This window comes from Desulfosporosinus acididurans (assembly GCF_001029285.1).
GTDB classification, from domain to species: Bacteria; Bacillota; Desulfitobacteriia; order Desulfitobacteriales; family Desulfitobacteriaceae; genus Desulfosporosinus; species Desulfosporosinus acididurans.
Map to the genome: position 1 here is coordinate 1 of NZ_LDZY01000026.1, position 18,813 is coordinate 18,813.

The following is an 18,813-nucleotide window of genomic DNA, read 5'->3' on the forward strand; positions in this document are numbered from 1 at the left end:
CCGTGGTCACCGGCGACTGTGGAACGGGGAAAACCACAACCATTCGCCGTTATACTCAAACCCTAGACCCCTCAAAGTTTAAAGTGCTATATTTGTCCGACTCCAAACTGACTCCCCGACATTTTTACAGAGGACTGTTAGAACAACTCGGCTTCGAATCAAAGTTTTACCGTGGAGATGCCAAACGTCAGCTGCATCGGGAAATTGAGCTCATGCGGGGGATTCAACATCTGCAGCCTGTGGTAGTGGTTGACGAAGCTCATTTGTTAGATCGAGAAATGTTGGAGGAAGTAAGATTTTTGCTCAACATGAATATGGATGCTGAAAGCCCCATGGCCCTCATCTTGGTCGGACAAAGTGAACTGTGGGATCGTCTTCAGCTTCAGGCATACGCGGCCATTCGTCAACGGATCGATTTGCAGTGTAAATTAACTCACTTTGATCGAGCCGATACTGAGGCCTATATAAAACAACACTTAGGGTATGCAGGTGCCGACCATGACATCTTCTCAGATCAAGCGATCGACGACATTTACCGTTTTTCCAGTGGTGCCGCCAGACTCATCAACAAAGTATGTACCCATTGCCTGATGTATGGTGCTCAAAATAGCCATCGGATTATTGATGATCGGATGGTAAAACGGGTGATTGAGGGGGAACTTTCATGAAACGACCAAGCTTGGAAGACTACTTCAAAGTGACAGGCTTCCACGACCTTCAATTGATGGCCTTGAAGTTAGCGAAGGATCTGGGTTATGAGGAACGCGAAATAATTGAAGCTGTTTGCAAAGTGAACGATAAATTTAACCAGTACCCGCCCACCAAAAACAGGGTTGCCTGGTTTAGAAAAGTATTTGAAGAAAAGTTAAAAGAGGGACGGGCCGACATTCTGGCCAATACTGCAAAGAAAAGCTATCTAAGTAAAAGATAGTCTTACAACGGGTTCATTATGGTGTTATTCAGATGCAATTCGGATAATACTGTGAATCAAAATGAGGAGGGAAAAAATTTGCCAAGACAGTCGATTGAACTACCAGAGACTGTCAAAGACGGACTTAATAAAATGGCCATATCCTTTGGAATGACTCAGAATGCCCTAATAAATCTTGCCGTCGCGACAATGGTCGCAAAGTTTGATGTTGAAGGCACTAGAATCTTCTTTGATTTGATATCGTTGCCCCACAAAAAGGCTAAATAGCTTAAAAGAACACAAAGAGAGAACTGAGAAGTTCTCCCTTTGTTGTATGACAACAAAATACCAATGACTGACGGACTGACGGACAGACTGACCGACTAATATCTCATCTAATCTATGACAAAATATACCGTCAATTAACGGACACTATACGGCGTCACTAACACTATGACCCATTTTCCGAACTTTGCCAAAGGCTAATAATGGAAAGATGAACAAACATAATTGAATTTCATATTGTTATATTTTGAATACAGAACACAGCTGTCTAGGATGGCAAAATGTTATCATCATTAATAAAGTTATACGAGGTGGTTACATTATGAAAAAAATCGTGCTATTTGTTATTTTGGATAAATACGCTGATTGGGAAGCCGCTTATCTATCATCATTAATATTATCTTTAGGTCAAGGTGAATATTCTGTGAAGACTGTTTCGTTAACAACAGATATCATTCAATCCATAGGGGGATTTACTGTTCTTCCAGACTATGATATTCAATCAGCTCCAACAGATTTTGAGGGGCTAATTCTAATTGGTGGAATGTCATGGAGAAATGAGGCTGCACAGCAGGTTAAACCTTTGGTACAAAATGCTTTAAACAATAGAAAAGTTTTGGGTGGTATCTGTGATGCTTCGGCTTTTCTCGGTACAATTGGTGTTTTAAATAATGTTAACCATACCAGTAATGATTTAAATGACTTAAAACAATGGGCTGGAGATGCATACACAGGTGAAGAAAAATATATCATGCAACAGGCGGTAAGAGATAATAATATTATTACAGCCAACGGCACGGCATCATTGGAGTTTGCTAAAGAAGTAACGATTGCGTTAGGAGTTGCATCTGAAAACAGGATTCTTGAATTTTACAATTTCCATAAACTTGGTTACTACGAGGCACCTATGCCGAGCATGTAAATTAGTTGAGGTAAATAGTCTGTTACACTAAATGAGTATAATTGCATGCTAATAGATTCACGGACGTGCTTCATATTATTTATAGGCATCCGCATCCCGTATCTGCGGAAGCTCGCCCGGGAGTTTTCCAAAACGCCGGAGGCTTCGGAGTTTCTTAAAATCCTGCCGCATACGTATTATGAAGAAAATAACCTGCATGGTTTCCTGATCGAAACGATCAGGGATTATGATGCTACCGTTGACGCCGTTGATGAGTTTCTTCGGTACATAGACAACTGGGCAACCTGTGACCTGATTTCGCCGTAGATATTTATAAAGCATCTGCCCGAACTCTTCGAAAAGATCAAAGTCTGGCAGTTATCCGACCGGGATAGGAATGCTGATGAGATAGCTTGTGGCGAGTATCCGATCGGACGAATACTATGTCAACATGATGATATTGTCTGGTATTTTGCAACGGTATTGGCTAAGCAGTACAAAGCAGCTTTGCCATACATCCAGGAACAGCGTTTGGAAAAGTGGACACATAACAAAGCTATTCAGAAAGCGATTGAAAGCTACCGAATTGGCGATGAAGCAAAGATGTATTTGCGGACGTTGAAAGTGAAATAAGGCACGGATTCGAATAACGTATCTACCTGAACATTTTTATAGAGACCAAAGGTCATCCCTAATATCCCTAGAATCCCTAAAATGATGGGCTGCATTGTAATTTAGGTATTATAGGGATTTTAGGGATAAGGTTTGGTGTTGAAAACCTAAACTCATAAACTACGGAAATGAATTGTCAGACTCTTTGTTCGAAACGTGTCCGTGACTGTCCATTTAAGACATGATATACTTTCATCATGGATTTTAGCGATTATCAGGTCGGGTAAAGCCCCTTAGATTCTTTTATATGTAAATGGCTCAGCGGTGTTATGAACTGCTGAGCTAGTTTATGTTGGCAAGAGACAGCAAAAATTTAATCGTAAGAATTGATTAGATCAATGTAATTGGGAATATTGGAAACGACAAACTTGTAAAGTGATTCATATTGCTTTTTACTCAAATAAAATTTCTCACTGTCCTTAGTCAAGAGAACCTGATATTCGCCGTCATATTCGGATACTTCATCACTTCCTGAATTAATAAACTCAAGTTCAACATAGTCGTAGATTGCCTTTAAAATAGACAATAATGCCTTCATGGCTTCATCTTCTCTTCTTACGACAATCGCTTCAGGGGAGATTAAAAGGCCCGTTTCAATATTTAATGCTTTTGCTACAGCCGTTAAAGTATCTAAACTTGGATTATATCGACCAGCCTCAACGTCTGCAAGGTAAGATCTAGATATTCCCGCCTTTTTTGCAAGTTCAACTTGGGTGAACCCTTTTTGTTTTCTATATGTTTTTAAACTCTCTCCTACACGCATTAACTGTATCCTCCTTGAAAGTGACGGTTTCACCGACAATTAAATTATAACGAGAATTTGACGGATTAACAAGTATAACTCGATAATATATAGAGAATAGTGTCGTAAATACAAGATAATAATGCATTAATCTACAAAAATCGGGTGTAATGAGCTTTGATTTCAATGACGGAAATACCGTATACTAAACGTAAGCAAAGGGGGGATCACTGTGGAAAAAGTAGAAATCAATAATTTCGGTCTTGGTACTCTAATTAAAGAAAATCGTTGCAGCCTGAAACTTACTCAAAAGGCATTGAGTAAAGCTACTGGTCTATCAAGGAGTTATATCGCTGATATTGAAGCAGGGCGTTATAACCCATCACTGAACTCCATTTCTAAAATCGCCAAAGCACTAGAACTAGATTTTATTTTTTTGCCCGTAATGACGGAAATACAAGTTAAATAATTGTTGGATTTAACTAAATATAGGGTGTTAGTACCCGTACTTGACGGGGAAACCACTAAATATTTAATAATTTCTAAAGGAGTGTTTTACTATGAACCCAGAAATTCGTGCAAGGAAGAAACAAAAGCGCTCAATCGAACGAAAAAATAAAGCCCTAAGAACTTACGAAGAAGCGCTTAGAGAATTTGACGGTATGGTAGTGTCATGGCCATATTCGCCTCACACAAGAAAAGATCCAGAACGATTAAAGTCAGGATTCCAAAAGGGTATCGAGCAGTTGCGGTGTGAATTGAAGAGTGTTCATTGTTAGGCAAAAAAGATTACCCAGGCTGGCAGGCCGAGGGCAATAAGTAACTTTATTATCTAAATTATACCACAATAAATTTAGTCTTCAAAGGAGAACTCTCATATGAAAACACTAGATAAGCAAGCAAGCCTCGAAGATATCATCATTACCTCCTTACAATCTTTGAAGGAGATTCGACAAACACTGGATCAGCAAGATGAAGAAATCAAAAGATTGGCCGCAAAGATAGAAACGGGGCCAGTTAACTATTTTATGATTGCTGGTTACTGTAGCCTTTGTGGTCTTAGGGTTGATGTTAGTGAAGTTTATGGTATTGAACAAAGGGTTGTATGGCTCATTGGGAATTTAGAAATACCCGTTGGAAAATTCCCTGACCCAGACTTAGGTGATCTTCGCACGTATCGTTTGGATGTCTTGGACGAAGTTTTTGATTCAAGAATGTAATATAGATATGGGCTACTCAGATGAAGAGTGGCCCATTTTTTATGGCCTTAGAATTTGGAAGGCGGTCTCTGCAAAATAAAACAAGGTAGAAAATGAGGTGTTTTGGTGATCGAGACAGAATCCATGATACCCAGCGGAGACGCAGTTTCAGAAATCCTAAAGTTCCTTCAGGCCATTTATGGTGAGACGGAAGGATACACTTATATATGGTTACTGAAGAAAAAGAAAACCCTCTGGCGGCCATTATCAAATCTCCGTGATATGGCAGAATCGGCAGTTAGATTTGGACACTCCCAAGATATTTATTTTCCGGTCTGTCCTCAGGTCAAAGCACTCACTGAAAACGAGCGGGGAACGTTAGTCAGTGTCCATTCCATGACATGCTTCTATTGCGATTTTGATTGTCAAGGTGGCAACCATAAACAGAAGAACTTACCGACCTTTGAAGAGGTTTGGGAATGGCTAATGTCGTTACCTTATCCGCCATCCATAATTCTCTTTACGGGTGGTGGGATTCATTGCTACTGGCTTTTCGACAAGCCTTGGATCTTTGAGAGTAATGATGATCGGCAAAAGGCTCAGGAAACGTCTCGTTTGTGGCAAAAACGATTTATCAGAGACTTTGCTAAACGTGGATGGAAACTTGACAACACTTCAGATCTAACGAGAGTCCTTCGATTGCCAGGGACAATGAACTGCAAAGGCGATACACCGATACCCGTGCAAATCCTAACCTTTGAACCTGAACGAAGATATGACATTCATCAACTGGTGGACATGCCAATGGAGGGTGAATTGAATTCTAGGGATTGTAGGGATAATAGGGATGGGATAGAGCACATGATTTTTGACCGATGTGCTTTTCTTCGCCACTGCCGGGATGATGCTGGAACATTGGCAGAACCAGAGTGGTATGCTGCCATATCAATTCTAGCACGTTTATTTAAAGGGGTGGATATGGTTCACCAGATCAGTCAACCTTATCCGAACTATGATCGTCATGAGACAGATCGTAAAATCTTGCATGCTATGAATGATGCTGGCCCGGCCACTTGTCATCGTATTAGAAATGAATTTCCGGGTTACTGCACAGAGTGTCGGGAGCAGGTAAAAAGCCCAGTAGTTCTGGTTAATCCATCAAAGTCACTTTCAAGTTCTGATAACTGGGGTCAGATTGTTCCTTTCAATGGAGATTATGAACTACCGGAGTTTCCGGTCGATGTGTTTCCAGGATGGCTAAGAGACACAGTCGAAGCGGAAGCAATCGCCCTCCAAGTACCCATGGGACTTCCAGGCATGATTGCCCTTTCGATTCTTTCCACTGCTGTCGCTGGGAAAGCAGAAATAGAATTACGTCCCGGTTGGAAAGAATCTCTTAATCTTTGGGTGATTGCTGCCATGGACCCAGGCAACCGAAAGAGTAAAACATTTTCCAACTTAGTTCGACCACTCGCCCAGTGGGAATTTGAGAAACAAAAAGAAGTGACCCCATTGGTTAAACAGGCAGAATCCATGAAGAAACTCAAAGAGGGCCAGATTAACAAACTCCAGACGGATGCAGTTAAAGCGAAGAACACAGAGACTGCCGAAGAGTTAGCCATGAAAGCAGCGAGCATTGCCTGTGAAATTGAAGACATGGGGATTCCGAGTTTACCAAAACTCTATCTAGATGACCATACCCAAGAGAAATTAGTAATTGCTATGTCTGAGCAAGGGGGACGCATTGCTATCCTTTCCAGTGAAGCAGGTCTGTTTGGATTAATCGAGGGTAGGTATACTCAATCTGGTGGACCAAACCTCGATGTTTATTTAAAAGCCTTTTCTGGTGATCCGCTTCGAGTGGATCGTATTGGCCGTCCGTCAATTCAAATCGATAAGCCGCTCCTTACCATTGGGGTTAGTGTTCAGCCTGATGCTTTGAGAGGTTTATTGGATGTTCCCCATTTTAGAGGTCGTGGTTTATTAGGCCGGTTTGCTTATGCTATTCCAAAATCTTTTGTCGGATATCGAAAAATCGATGCACCTTCTGTTCCTGAGTCAGTGAAAGCTGCTTATCAGGCGGGAATGACTCGTCTCTTAAATTTACCATTAAGTAATTCTCCAGGGGTGATACAACTCAGTCAAGATGCTAATCAAATCTTTCGTGAGTTTGAACAAACCATAGAATATTATCTTAGGCCCTTTGGGAAACTCTCGGGAATTATTGATTGGGGTGCTAAACTCTGTGGCTTAACCGGGCGTATTGCTGGCCTTCTTCATTTGGCAGATAATAGTTTCTCATCTGAACCTTGGCACGTTCCTCTAAGCGGAAATACAATGCAAGCGGCAACGAAGCTCTCAATGTAATATTTAATTCACCATGCCTTAGCGGCTTTTGAGATGATGGGCTGCAATCCTCGGATTGAAGAAGGGAAATATCTTCTCCAAGCCATTGAAAAGAAAACAGGCTTTGCCGTTGCCATATTGAGTAAGCAAGATATTTGGCAGTGGACAAGAGGTCGTTTTAAGGTAGCAAGCGAACTTGATCGTGCGCTGGCTATTTTAATAGAAAGAAACTATTTGCGAGAACACACTTTAGACAAAGGCACCGTGGGAAGAAAGCTTGTTGAGTACGAATTAAACCCAGCAATAGGTACAGAGTCCATTTCCAAAATTGTAGCAACGGTTTAACCCAATGATCATTTTGTGGGTAATAAGGTATCCCTAAAATACCTACAATCCCTAAATATCGTTAAAGGGTGATTTTAGGGATCAGATTGAAGTCCAGTTTCAATTGGGTTCTTTTAAATATGTAGTTAATGGAGGCAATAAAATGAGCGAGATGAAGGGATTAGACAAATTGATTATAGATAGCCAGCAAAAGCTGGGGTCAGTATATCTTCGTTATAGGGAGCTAGAACGAAACTGCCAATACTTTATCAATCGCTATAACGAAGACACCGAGCAGGTAAGGTCTTTGAAGCAAAGTCTTGCAAATAAAAATCTGAATTATGAACTGCGTTTGCGGCTCAGGGCAAAGCTCGATTCTGTGGAGAAGCGAAAGGGGCAACGATCTCAAAAACTTGCCAAGAAAAAACAATTATTGACAAAGATTCAAGCGAACATGCGATCCGTCGATAAGTTAAGGATTGACCAAGAAAATGTTAAAAAACTCAAGGCGCAGGAAGAAAGGGATAGAAAAGAATTAATTCGTCTTCAACAGTCAGTTGAAAGCTATGATAAACAATGTAGAGCCGGTTTGAAGAAAATTGACTCGGAATTGGATTATTATTTGAATGCCTTGAAATCTAATGAGTTTGCGGTTTAACTCCAATACGTTAAGAATGTCCAGTATCTAATAACTTTTAGGCAGTCTATTGTGAATCAATTGGCTGCCTTTTCCTATAGTCAGAAGTCTATAGGTCATCCCTATAATACCTACAATTCCTAAAATGATTGCCGGACGATAATTCTATGTATTCTAGGGATTTTAGGGATAGGGGTTAAAGCCAATAATAATTACTTCGGAGGTCCGAGAGCATGACAAAGCTATCCGCAAAATTAATTCAGTTAGTGGAGGGAATGAAAATGAACAACCAACCGATTCAATCTGAAAAATCCATTCGTGAGTTAAATCAAGGAGGCAATCCGGATATGAATATTCAGGACCAAATAGACGGTTTAAAGCATCGCTTTAAAGAATTAGACAATAACTGTTTGAACTTTATCAGTCAATACGACAATGTGATCCAAAACTTAGAGGGTGTGAAATATCTCCTGACGATTAAATCACTGGAGCCAGAAGATCGGCAACAATTTGAAGAAAGGTTTGAATCGCTGGCAAAATTTCAAAAAGATAATTACCAGGAGTATAAAAGAGTCAAGGGGTTAAGAACTAAGATCCAAAGTATGTATAGAACCATCGGCACTCTAATAATGGATCATGATAGTGTAAAGCGATTAAAAGCACAGGCGGATAGATGTAGAAAAGAATTAATTCTAGTTCAGCAGAAAGTTAATGATTTCGATAGAGAATATTCAAATTCCCTGCAAAAACTTGAAATGAAATTAGAAGTACTGTGCAAGGCCACGCAATCCGATGAGTTTATTATTGGTTAGAAGACCTCTGTTTAACCTATTCGCGATGTTAAACTGATGAATCTTTGAGTAATGGGCAGCCTATAAAAATTCATATGCTGCCCTTTTTCTTGGCGAAAGGTATCCCTAAATTACCTACAATCCCTAAAAAGGATTTCTTGATTTTTATTCTAGGGATAATAGGGATTATAGGGATAGGGTTCTATCCCAAAATGAGATTATGATGAATGATGACAATGCTTGGCTTTGTTTGATGCCCAAGTGTTATTGTGTCTAAGTATTACCCCCCCACCTTGATAATGAGAAGGAGAGGCGCTGCCGTGTCCCATACCTGCGGAGAACTGCCCAGCATTTTTTGAGTTAAAAAGGCCCAAAGTGTTGGAAAAAGTTCAAAATAGGGCTAAAATTCAAAAGAAGTTGCCAGGATTGCTCTACCAATAGGTAGTGTTCATTGGTAAAGGACCCAACATCTAGAGTTTCTGGAGTCCTTAAAAAAGGAAACCTAATGTTTCTATTGTCTCTTTTTACTAGATTCGATGCATTGATTTCGCTCTAATAACCTGAACTATGGCCTTGCTTTGAGGATAACTTGAAGCAGGGCCTCAACATTTAATGGAGGCAAAAATGGCAAATAAAGAGACGAAAAAAGAACTCAGGATTGAATACCCGGACCATCCCCGGATTAACTCAGTTACCCATACATGTAAAGGAACGATTACTTGGGAAAAGGCCCTAGAACTAGTAATTGTTAACCGCATGAAACGTCTCAAATTGCTTGATTAGTAGCCGACTCAGAGCTAACATCACACTACCATTGAAGTAACGCGAAGGCTCAATGAGTATAGAAAAAGAGAGGAATTGAAATATGGGGGCATATGGCTATGTGAGAATTTCCAGAGATGAAGATGGCAGCAAGGAAAGTATTTCCAGTCAAAAAGATGTCATCAAAGATTTTGCGGACGAGCTAGGTATCGAACTCATCGATATTATTGAAGATAACGATATCAGCGGGTATTCTTATAGCAGGCCGGGAATCAACCGGATCATCAAACTCATTGATGACGGCGTTCTCGATGTGTTGGTTGCCAAAGACCTCTCACGCATAGGCCGGCATAATGCTAAGACGTTACTGTTCATCGAAGAGTTAGAAGATAAGGGCGTAAGTCTCCGCTTGAAAAGCGGAAACATGGATGAAAACATGAGAGGGATTCAGACCTGGTATAATGAACTCTACGTCCGGGATATTAGCCGCAAAACAAAAGATGCCTTAAGAACCAAACAAAAGAACGGGGAGATACACTCTCCCCATTTTGGTTATAGGAAAGACCCTGCGAATAAAGGAAAATGTATCATTGATGAAGAAGCCGCCGACACTGTGCGGCTTATTTTTAACCTATATTTACACGGATATGGCGTCAATAAAATTGCCAAACACCTTAATGAACAAAAGATTCCAACACCATGCTCCAGGAAAAATGCCTTATATGGTTACCATGGAAAACCGGAATGGCAATATAAGCATATTTGGCATGCTGAGAGCGTGAAGAGGATTCTGAAAAATGATGTTTATATCGGTGTAGTTCGAAGAGGGGTAACCAAGCGCCCTAAGATTCGGAGTAATAAATTAATTAAGATTGCCGAGGATGAACAGTTTGTGCTCGAAGGGGCGATTCCGGCTATTATTAATAAGGTGGTATTTGAGGCTGTCAATGCCACCTTTACTAAGAGGGTTATAAATGGAGTTAAGGCCAAGAGCGGTGCGATTTATAAGTATACGGGTGTAGTGAAGTGTGGGAAATGTGGAAAGAACCTTGTCACTGTAAGCCAGGTCCGAAGTTATGGCCGAAAGAAGTGCTATATATGCTCTACGTATCAGAGGTATGGAAAAGCTTACTGCACGGGGCACTCGATAAGCCATGATGGCCTTGACAGAATAGTCATGGAGCAAGTTGAATCACTCTATCAAAGTGGGCTTGTCAAAATGGATAATCTTTGTAAGAGCATTGATCAGAGACAGGAACTTAACAAAGATGCCAACAAGCAGATTGATAAACTCCAAATGGCGCATCAGGCCAAAAAGACTGAAATAAAGAATTACTCCAAGCAGCTAGCGCAAGGATTGATTAATGAAGAACTCTTCCGGGAGATGACTCAAGAATCCACAAAAGAACTAGAAAGGCTTGAACAGCAATTGAGTGAAACAAAGAATCTTAAAGAAGTTCGCGATCATGAGAAAGCAAAGTTAGCAAAAGCATTGGATGTTTTGAGGGATACTATTAATAGGAAGGAACTTACTCATACGGATATAGTGACGCTAATTGATAAAATCATCGTTCATGAGCGGAAGCATGGCAGGAAGTCAAAACTAGATATTGCGGTTGAGTGGAATATACCGTTTCTGGTAATTAATGAGGAAAGTGTTGGTTGAGATGATATAAGATCTCTCACCAGCATTTTTAATTTTCTGGTGTAAATTTTAACGGCGTGGACACTCTTTGTCCATGCCGTTTGCTATGCTGTTTATATAAAAAACAGGAGCTGATGAGATTTTGTTAAGAAAGAAATGCATGGCTTGCGGAAAAAATTCATACAGCGCAAGTGAACACCGAATATGGCTATGCCCTTATTGTAATTGCGATTTAACAAAAGAGAAGGCGATGAACACTAATGAAAAACAAACAGTCTGTATAGAAGATAAGTCAGAAAATAATTGAGATTATCGATTTTTGCAGGATATTGTTTCTTGAAGTAGAAATAGTTAGAAAAGAATATAATTACGAACTTTCTATTGATATCGGAGGGGGATTTGTTTGAAGCAAGACTGGCGAGATACGGAGGAATTTGATAGTCGAACAAAAGCAAACCGTATACTTTCCTTGTATGACGCTTTAAGTAAAGGTAATGTCATCAACAAACAGCAGGCTGCAATTAATTATTCGGTTAGTGAGAAAGCAATTCAACGAGATATTAATGATTTGAGGGCTTATCTTGATGACCAGAGTTTAAATGGAGAAGGTTGTAATATATCTATAAATTACAATCGAGCTAAAAAGGGTTACGAAATGATCCGTGGAAGTGCTTGGCTAACTCAGGAAGAGGTTTTAGCCATTGCTAAAATCTTATTGGAAAGCAGGGCATTTTCGAAATCAGAACTTGACCTTCTTCTAAATAAAATCATTGCTCAGTGTCTACAAAATGCTCGAAAGAATGTAACTGAGAATATTCGGAATGAACTACATCACTATTTGCCTGTTGCTCATGGTCAACCCCTAATAAATAAAATATGGGATATCAGCATGGCCATCCGAGAGAGGCGATTGTTGGAAGTAAACTATCTGAAACCTGGAGCAGCGGTTACGACTTGTAGGATCTTGGAACCATGCGGTTTGATTTTTGCAGAATATTACTTCTATCTCATTGCTTATATCAAGGATTTAGGTTATGACTTTCCGGTTACATATCGATTAGACAGGATAGAGTCCTATTCAATCAGCAATCAACACTTTCATATTCCAGAAGCAGACAGATTTGAAGAAGGTGAGTTTCGTAAAAGAGTACAATTTATGCGAGCGGGTAAATTGATGCAAATTACTTTTCGATTCTGGGGCCCATCACTGGATGCTGTACTCGACCGTTTACCTACAGCACATGTAATTGGATGGGAGGAAAATAAGGCTCTTGTAGAAGCTGAGGTTTTTGGTGATGGTATCAAGATGTGGCTACTTAGTCAGGCAGAGTTTCTTGAAGTATTGAAACCATCAGAATTTAGGCAAGAGATAAGAGATACCGTGTTACGAATGTTAGGTAACTATTATATTCAATGATTCAGATACAGGGGGAGAAAAAATGAACAATACCGAAAAAATCAAAGAACTATTACATTTAACTGAAAAACTAATTGACGCATTAAAAACCGAGGATTTTTGGAAAGTTGTTCAAACTGGTGAAATTCTCGAGGGTTTACAATCTACCTATCAAAAACTCAAATCAAAAAACTATTCTGTAGCAGTGATTGCTGCCATGAAGGCAGGCAAGTCAACTCTGTTTAATGCTTTATTAGGAAAAGACATCCTTCCAAACGAGACTGCAGCATGTACTACCGCTATCACAGAAATTAGATTTTCTAAGAAACCTCTAAATAAGGTTTTAAAATACTTAAAAGACGGAACCGTTCAAACAATTACTGAAGGAAATGGTCGAACACTTGAGCAGAATTTTCATAAGGATGTGCGTGACTCTCGTCATCAAAATGGAGTTACCGTAATTAATAAATATTATATGGAATTTCCGATTGTAGCTTTAAATAATGAGGAATATAAAGATTTAGTTGAGAATTTTTTATTAATTGATACACCTGGACCAAATGAAGCTGGTACAGGTCAATTTGATACACAAAAATTAAGAGAGATTACATATTATCAGTTGAGAAACGCAGATGCTATTATATTTGTATTTGATTATTGTGTATATAAATCTGACACAAATGCAAATTTGATTAAGGAAATATTCGCTGGAAGAGAAGATATAATCAAGGATAACGACAAAATTTTCTTTGTGGTTAATAAAGTTGATATGCGTTCGTCAAAGGATGGCTCTAAAGAACAAGTTATCCAAGCTGTTAAAGAAATGATTTCATTCCAAACTCAAAATACTTTGTCAAACCCACAAGTTTTACCATTTTCAGCTCTAATGGCCTTGTACGGAAGGGAAATAGAAAACGGTACAATTACAGAAGAGGCACTTACAGATTGTAAAAATAAATATCAAGCTAGATTTTCGGAAGAAGTTATCATAAATGGAAAGAAATATTTGGAGCAGTTGGAAGCAAAAGATTTTGCACCAAGGTTATTGAAAGAATCTGATATTTATACGTTGGAAGAAAAGGTGATTTTAGATACATTTAAAAAGGCTTCTGCCAAATTAATTGAAGGGGCTATTGAAAACATAGACCAAAAATCTACTTTTATGCTAAAAACTATTGACTCGCAAATAAAAATACAAAGTAAGGGAATTGAAGAACTACGCGACGGAATTACAAAATCCAAACATGAAATTCAAGAATTATATCAGCTTTCAGATACGATAATGTCCGATACGGAAAGGTATGTTCAGCAGTTACATGATACCCTAAATGGCATGATTTTTAATATTAGTACAGAAATTACTATGGCTATAGAACAGCAATTAGGTGGATATCAAAACGTTTATAAGTCCGAGGATCGAAACTATTTATCTCACTTGACAGCCCAAATTGAAAGAGATTGTAATACTACGGTTTCAACATATTGTTTTAGAAAGCAAGATGAGATTATTCGCAAATACAATGAAGCTCGATATGAATTAATTAAGAATGTTTATCAAGAATTTAGACTTCTAACCCAAAGAGCAGATGCCATCATTAAAAAACATCTAGATATAGAAATAGACTCGGAAGGTCTTATGTCATTAGATATAGGAGATATGGATGTAGAAAGTGTTGATATTTCCTCTTCAAGAAATGAAAGGAATAAACAAGTTTCAGATTCTAATTTCAAAGATCAAACTGCCCGTGGAATAACTACAGCTGCTGAAGGAGCTACTATTGGTATGGCAATAGCTGGTCCGGTGGGTGCGTTAGTAGGGGGAATCGCTGGTTTTTTGCTAGGTGTCGGTACCCATCAAGATAAATATGCAATGCCCGAGCAAAGAACTGTATATACGCTAGATGTGACTGTTATGAAGGCGAACATCAAAAGGGAGACAACTTCAAAAGCTAAGATTCTAGAAGACCAGTTTAGACAACAGACTACCAAAGAAATGGAGGCTATTAAGAAGGCTATAACAAAGAATGTTGGCGAGTTTATTAACTCTGTTAATGGATACCTTGATGGTTTGGAAAAAGAATTTGAAGAAAAACGTTCAGAGCGTGAGTCTTATATTCAGTATTTGAAAACATTGGAAGGTAAAATGATGAGTATAACGGCTCAACTACAACATATTAAGTAAAACTTAATGGCAGTGTATTAACATTTAAATGGAAGGATTACTAAAATGATAGATATGAAAGAGGTCATTGACCAACTATTACTCTTAGAGGCGTATAGTGACCAAATTTCGCTAAGTGAGGATGAAAAAGAATTTTTCACATTTTCAAATGATTTAACTTCTAAAGCATTATCTAGAATTAAAAATAGAGAGCTAAATATCTATGTAGTAGGAACAATGAAATCAGGAAAATCAACGTTTATAAATGCACTATTAGGTAGGGATATATTACCCAACGAGAATGCGGCTTGCACTTTAGTTCCTGTAAACATTATTAATGGCTTATTTGATAATAAAATCGAGAAGACATTATCGAATAATCAGAGTCAGTTTATTCTGAAAAAGCCTATTGAAAAGGCTTTTTTAGATGATATTAGAGAATACCGTACAGGATTAGAAATGGGAGATCAGGTTGATATTCAACACTATAGTTTCACACACACTATTATTTGTTTATCGGATAGTTTAGAAAAAGTTAAATTGAAAATAGTTGATACACCTGGTCCCAATGAAATGAAGCAATTCGTTGAGACAATTGATTTAGAGAACACATTTTCAAATTGCTTAAAAGAAAGTTCGCTCATTTTCTTTGTAATTGACGTACAGTACTATATAGACGAAGAGAATAAAAAATTATTAGATTTGATCCGCTATTATCGCCCTGATATAAAAAACAATGTTATTTTTATCTTAAATAAGATGGATCGTCTCATGGAACAAAAGGACGTAACGTCAGATACTACTATTAGGGATGTAAAGGAAACATTATCTTGCTGGGGTTATAATAAAAATTTGGTTTTCCCCATAAGCGCGAAAAAAGCTTTGCTTAGCCGGTTAACTGAGAAAAAGGTGAATAGCAAAGGTAGTGTTCTAAAAAGAATTATTTCCTTATTTAAGAAAGAACCTTCTATTTTGGAAATCTATAAACAGGATTTTGATGATATATTACCATTACTAGAAAAGGAAATTGACGGAAGGGTATTCTCTTGTAAACCAGAACCTGAAGAATATTACCAAGAATTATTTATACAATCAAATATCAAGGAGCTTGAAGAATATATCAAGAAGACTATTGATAATAATCTTGAACAAACTGAGAGTATTCTTACGCAAGAAATAGTAGAATCTATACGATCCTGGTTAAATACCGTAGTTATAAACAATGTAAACCTACTCGATGAGAAGGTGGTAAAACTCCCTTTCAACGACCTGAATAAAAAACGAAGAACTATAATGAATGCAATAAAAAAAATTCATTCGTTTTACAATGACAATAAAGTCGACTATCTACTAAAGGGGATCGTAAAAAATGATATAGAAAACGAAATTCTGGCTGAAAACAATTTCTCAAGTCGCTTTTCAAATAGCTATATGCCTTCTTATTCGACAAGTTGGGTTGAATATCGTGATGATAATGAGTATATTGATCCAGAATCAACTGAACCCGGATATCAAAGAAGACGGCTAGAAGAATATTTTAAAGAGGTTATAGAAGAAGCCGGCGATAGAGTTAATGCGATTGCTAGAAAGCAAATAAGGGCTAAGAAAGAGATCTTAAAGGAGAATTTAAACAAATTTGCGAAAGACCTAGAAAGTGAATTAGATTTATTTTACAAAGATAATAGCATAGCTTTTAAGATACCAATTTCAAAGGTTTCGAATTATGTTATTGATGAGAATTATATACCCAGTTTAAGTGCCCCTCCATATATACCAATAGAATCAAAAAGTAGATCGAAGGAACGGTTAATTTTCAAAGGTCGAGGTGACGTATACTATAGGTCATTCCGGCTTACAAACGTGAGTGAATTTAAAGATTCGTGTAGGGAGAGAGTTGATAATCTATTTTACACCGCCGCATCGTTTGTTTTTGGTAGTTTAAGAAATATTGTAGTTAAACAAGTCTTACCGTCGTACAAACAACAGTTAGAGCAAATTGTTAACATCTTTGAGGAACAGTTACGAATCGTAGATAATGAATTCTATACTTGTGAAAAAGAGAAAAAATATTTATTAACATTAAAAAACGATTTATTAAGTATTCTTGATCCACAAAGTGAGACATTCAAAAAAAATAAAAATTCCATTTCTTCGGGAGTACAATCTTCTATTCAAAATCTACAAGAGGTCAGTTAATAAGCCTTAGGATTAAGGTTTTGTTATATAGTTTTTATTAAAAGGAAGAGAAGTATGAAAATTACGAAACCAAATAATAAAATTTGTGCTATGTGTATTCACTGGAATGGGCCGTTAGGTGGTAAAAGTGTAAAGCCTAGGATTGGTATGATGAACGTCTTCGAATTTGATCCCCAGGAGAAAAATATATGTTACAAAAACCATTTTAATAAAGCTGCATGGCATTCGTGTAATCAATGGCAAAATAAGTTCTAGAACGAATGAGAATAAGCTTAAGTTTTTCCGGGTTTGGATTTTAAGATTCGCTTCCAACAGTAGGGGGAGTGGATTCTTACTCCAATTCTTTACTCTTATCAATGTACATGTTTTGAGAAATCATCAATAAAGTAACACCAACGCACGTTGAGACCGTGGTAGTACGTAGAAAACAGACACTCTAAACCCGCTTGTGGCGCGGGTTGTAGGCTTAAGAATATTCTAAATTTAAAATGCACCCTATAAAATGGACAGCAAGGGTTTTAAAAACCCTTTATTTTGGACAGAAGGGTTTTTGAAACCCTTAACCTCGGACAACTAGCGGTTTTGATTCCAGTTCAAACAGGTAACAATAAAACTGGACTGAATTGGAGGAATGCCGCATGGCTAACAAAAAATTTACTCAAGAAGAAATGAATCATCTCCGATCAAGTCCTTATGTTTTGGATGTCAGTCCTAGTATTGTGCATTTCTCAGCCAAATTTAAGGAACTGTTTTGGAATTCAATACAAGAAGAAAAGGAGCCGCGAGATATTGTTATCGAGCTCGGCATCGATCCTGATATTCTTGGCGAATGTCGTCTAACTGGATTGAAGGGTATGATCCGAAATGAAGTCCGAGCGGGAAAAGGGTTCAGAGTTAAAAACGTACGGGTCATATGTCAAAGACTGCACAGATCCAGAAGCAAAAGTAAAATACCTTGAGCAGCAACTGGCCTATAAAAATCAGGAAATAGAGTTTCTAAAAAAAATTGTATCTTTAGGCCGGGAGGATTCGGAATCATGAATATTCCCGCATCTGCTAAGTACGCAGTCATTCGCGAGATGACTCAGCGAGACAACAATTTGCTGAATATTGCCTGCCTATGCGCTGCTGCTAGTGTTACGCGGTCCGGATACTACCATTACCTTGAAACGAAAGACCTCAGACGACAACGTGAAGAACAAGACCAAAAGGATTTCCTAATAATTGTGGAAGCTTACCGATTTCGTGGTTACAATAAGGGAGCCCGCGGTATTTACATGCGGCTTCTTCATATGGCTCCTCCGGTGCACATGAACATTAAGAAAATCCGACGTTTGATGAACAAATATCGACTTTTCTGTCCTATTCGCAAAGCAAATCCGTACCGGAGAATGGCCAAAGCACTGAAAACCAACAATGTGGCTCCCAACCTACTGAACCGGGAATTTGAAACACACGGCCCCCGCGCTGTTCTGCTGACGGATATTACCTACATAATTAATGGAAAGGCGCCACGGTGCTATATGTCTACTATCATTGACGCCTGTACAAAAGAGTTGCTCGCTTGGGTACTGAGTGAATCTCTCGAAATTGATTTTGTTCTGGAAACTGTGAACCAGCTCGTCAAGAATTATGGTATCTCTTTGACAGCTGAGACCCTGATTAATTCGGATCAAGGGTCACACTACACAAGTATAAAGTTTATCCAACTGATAAAGGACAGTGAACTGAGGCAGTCTATGTCCCGAAAGGCAAATTGTTGGGATAACGCTCCGCAGGAATCCTTTTACGGTCACATGAAAGATGAAATTGACATTTCTCAATGCACAACATTTGAAGGAATTCA

The 18,813-nt window shown here is 38.4% G+C and carries 19 protein-coding genes and 2 pseudogenes; 20 read left to right on the top strand and 1 reads right to left on the bottom strand.

What is annotated here, in order from left to right; translation table 11 throughout:
* The 6 genes and pseudogenes from DEAC_RS21025 to DEAC_RS24905 all read left to right on the top strand — a co-directional run.
* A partial coding sequence (locus DEAC_RS21025) for an ExeA family protein (protein WP_047812060.1) occupies positions 1–668 on the top strand: 668 nt, incomplete at its 5' end.
* On the top strand, positions 665–931 hold the full coding sequence (locus DEAC_RS21030) for a hypothetical protein (protein WP_047812061.1): 267 nt from the start codon (positions 665–667) through the stop codon (positions 929–931). The genes DEAC_RS21025 and DEAC_RS21030, both read left to right, overlap by 4 nt.
* 78 nt (positions 932–1,009) lie before the next feature.
* Positions 1,010–1,198: a hypothetical protein gene (locus DEAC_RS21035; RefSeq protein ID WP_047810301.1), complete on the top strand. Its 189-nt coding sequence runs from the start codon at positions 1,010–1,012 to the stop codon at positions 1,196–1,198.
* 319 nt (positions 1,199–1,517) lie between these two features.
* On the top strand, positions 1,518–2,117 hold the full coding sequence (locus DEAC_RS21040; RefSeq protein ID WP_047812062.1) for a DJ-1/PfpI family protein: 600 nt from the start codon (positions 1,518–1,520) through the stop codon (positions 2,115–2,117).
* A gap of 81 nt (positions 2,118–2,198) precedes the next feature.
* A pseudogene (locus tag DEAC_RS24900) lies at positions 2,199–2,420 on the top strand (DNA alkylation repair protein); the annotation flags it as partial.
* A 159-nt stretch (positions 2,421–2,579) separates the two neighbouring features.
* A complete protein-coding gene (locus tag DEAC_RS24905; RefSeq protein WP_427846289.1) occupies positions 2,580–2,729 on the top strand; it encodes a hypothetical protein in 150 nt (49 codons plus the stop codon).
* Positions 2,730–3,081: 352 nt separating this feature from the next.
* On the opposite strand, the gene DEAC_RS21050 is transcribed toward DEAC_RS24905, so the two are convergent.
* Entirely contained in the window at positions 3,082–3,531 is a 450-nt protein-coding gene (locus tag DEAC_RS21050; RefSeq protein WP_047812064.1) for a helix-turn-helix domain-containing protein, read from the bottom strand.
* Between the two features lie 211 nt (positions 3,532–3,742).
* Between DEAC_RS21050 and DEAC_RS21055 the strand changes: the two genes are divergently transcribed.
* From DEAC_RS21055 to DEAC_RS21120, 14 genes and pseudogenes are all read left to right on the top strand, one after another.
* Positions 3,743–3,979, top strand: coding sequence for a helix-turn-helix domain-containing protein (locus DEAC_RS21055; protein ID WP_200903175.1), 237 nt, complete (start codon positions 3,743–3,745; stop codon positions 3,977–3,979).
* 91 nt (positions 3,980–4,070) lie between these two features.
* On the top strand, positions 4,071–4,289 hold the full coding sequence (locus DEAC_RS21060; protein ID WP_047812065.1) for a hypothetical protein: 219 nt from the start codon (positions 4,071–4,073) through the stop codon (positions 4,287–4,289).
* 99 nt (positions 4,290–4,388) lie between these two features.
* Positions 4,389–4,730: a hypothetical protein gene (locus DEAC_RS21065; RefSeq protein WP_047812066.1), complete on the top strand. Its 342-nt coding sequence runs from the start codon at positions 4,389–4,391 to the stop codon at positions 4,728–4,730.
* A 105-nt stretch (positions 4,731–4,835) separates the two neighbouring features.
* Positions 4,836–7,076 carry a YfjI family protein gene (locus tag DEAC_RS21070; RefSeq protein ID WP_047812067.1) on the top strand — a complete coding sequence of 747 codons (2,241 nt, stop codon included), beginning with the start codon at positions 4,836–4,838 and terminating at the stop codon, positions 7,074–7,076.
* 33 nt (positions 7,077–7,109) lie between these two features.
* On the top strand, positions 7,110–7,400 hold the full coding sequence (locus DEAC_RS21075) for a hypothetical protein (RefSeq protein WP_047812068.1): 291 nt from the start codon (positions 7,110–7,112) through the stop codon (positions 7,398–7,400).
* Positions 7,401–7,542: 142 nt separating this feature from the next.
* Positions 7,543–8,037 carry a hypothetical protein gene (locus tag DEAC_RS21080; protein WP_047812069.1) on the top strand — a complete coding sequence of 165 codons (495 nt, stop codon included), beginning with the start codon at positions 7,543–7,545 and terminating at the stop codon, positions 8,035–8,037.
* Positions 8,038–8,249: 212 nt separating this feature from the next.
* The gene (locus tag DEAC_RS21085) at positions 8,250–8,828 is read left to right on the top strand and encodes a hypothetical protein (protein WP_047812070.1); all 579 of its coding nucleotides are present in this window, start codon (positions 8,250–8,252) and stop codon (positions 8,826–8,828) included.
* 603 nt (positions 8,829–9,431) lie between these two features.
* Positions 9,432–9,590 carry a hypothetical protein gene (locus DEAC_RS23710; RefSeq protein ID WP_161796486.1) on the top strand — a complete coding sequence of 53 codons (159 nt, stop codon included), beginning with the start codon at positions 9,432–9,434 and terminating at the stop codon, positions 9,588–9,590.
* A gap of 100 nt (positions 9,591–9,690) precedes the next feature.
* Complete coding sequence (locus DEAC_RS21090) at positions 9,691–11,235, top strand: recombinase family protein (protein WP_161796487.1); 1,545 nt, start codon at positions 9,691–9,693, stop codon at positions 11,233–11,235.
* A 382-nt stretch (positions 11,236–11,617) separates the two neighbouring features.
* Positions 11,618–12,631 (top strand): helix-turn-helix transcriptional regulator, encoded by a 1,014-nt coding sequence (locus DEAC_RS21095; protein ID WP_047812072.1) that lies wholly within the window; start codon positions 11,618–11,620, stop codon positions 12,629–12,631.
* A 22-nt stretch (positions 12,632–12,653) separates the two neighbouring features.
* Positions 12,654–14,792, top strand: a complete 2,139-nt coding sequence (locus DEAC_RS21100; protein ID WP_047812073.1) for a dynamin family protein — start codon at positions 12,654–12,656, stop codon at positions 14,790–14,792.
* Positions 14,793–14,837: 45 nt separating this feature from the next.
* Positions 14,838–16,967, top strand: coding sequence for a dynamin family protein (locus tag DEAC_RS21105; RefSeq protein WP_047812074.1), 2,130 nt, complete (start codon positions 14,838–14,840; stop codon positions 16,965–16,967).
* 668 nt (positions 16,968–17,635) lie between these two features.
* A pseudogene (locus DEAC_RS21115) lies at positions 17,636–18,008 on the top strand (HTH domain-containing protein).
* On the top strand, positions 18,005–18,813 hold an 809-nt coding region (locus DEAC_RS21120), incomplete at its 3' end, for an IS3 family transposase (RefSeq protein WP_047812076.1). The pseudogene DEAC_RS21115 and the gene DEAC_RS21120, both read left to right, overlap by 4 nt.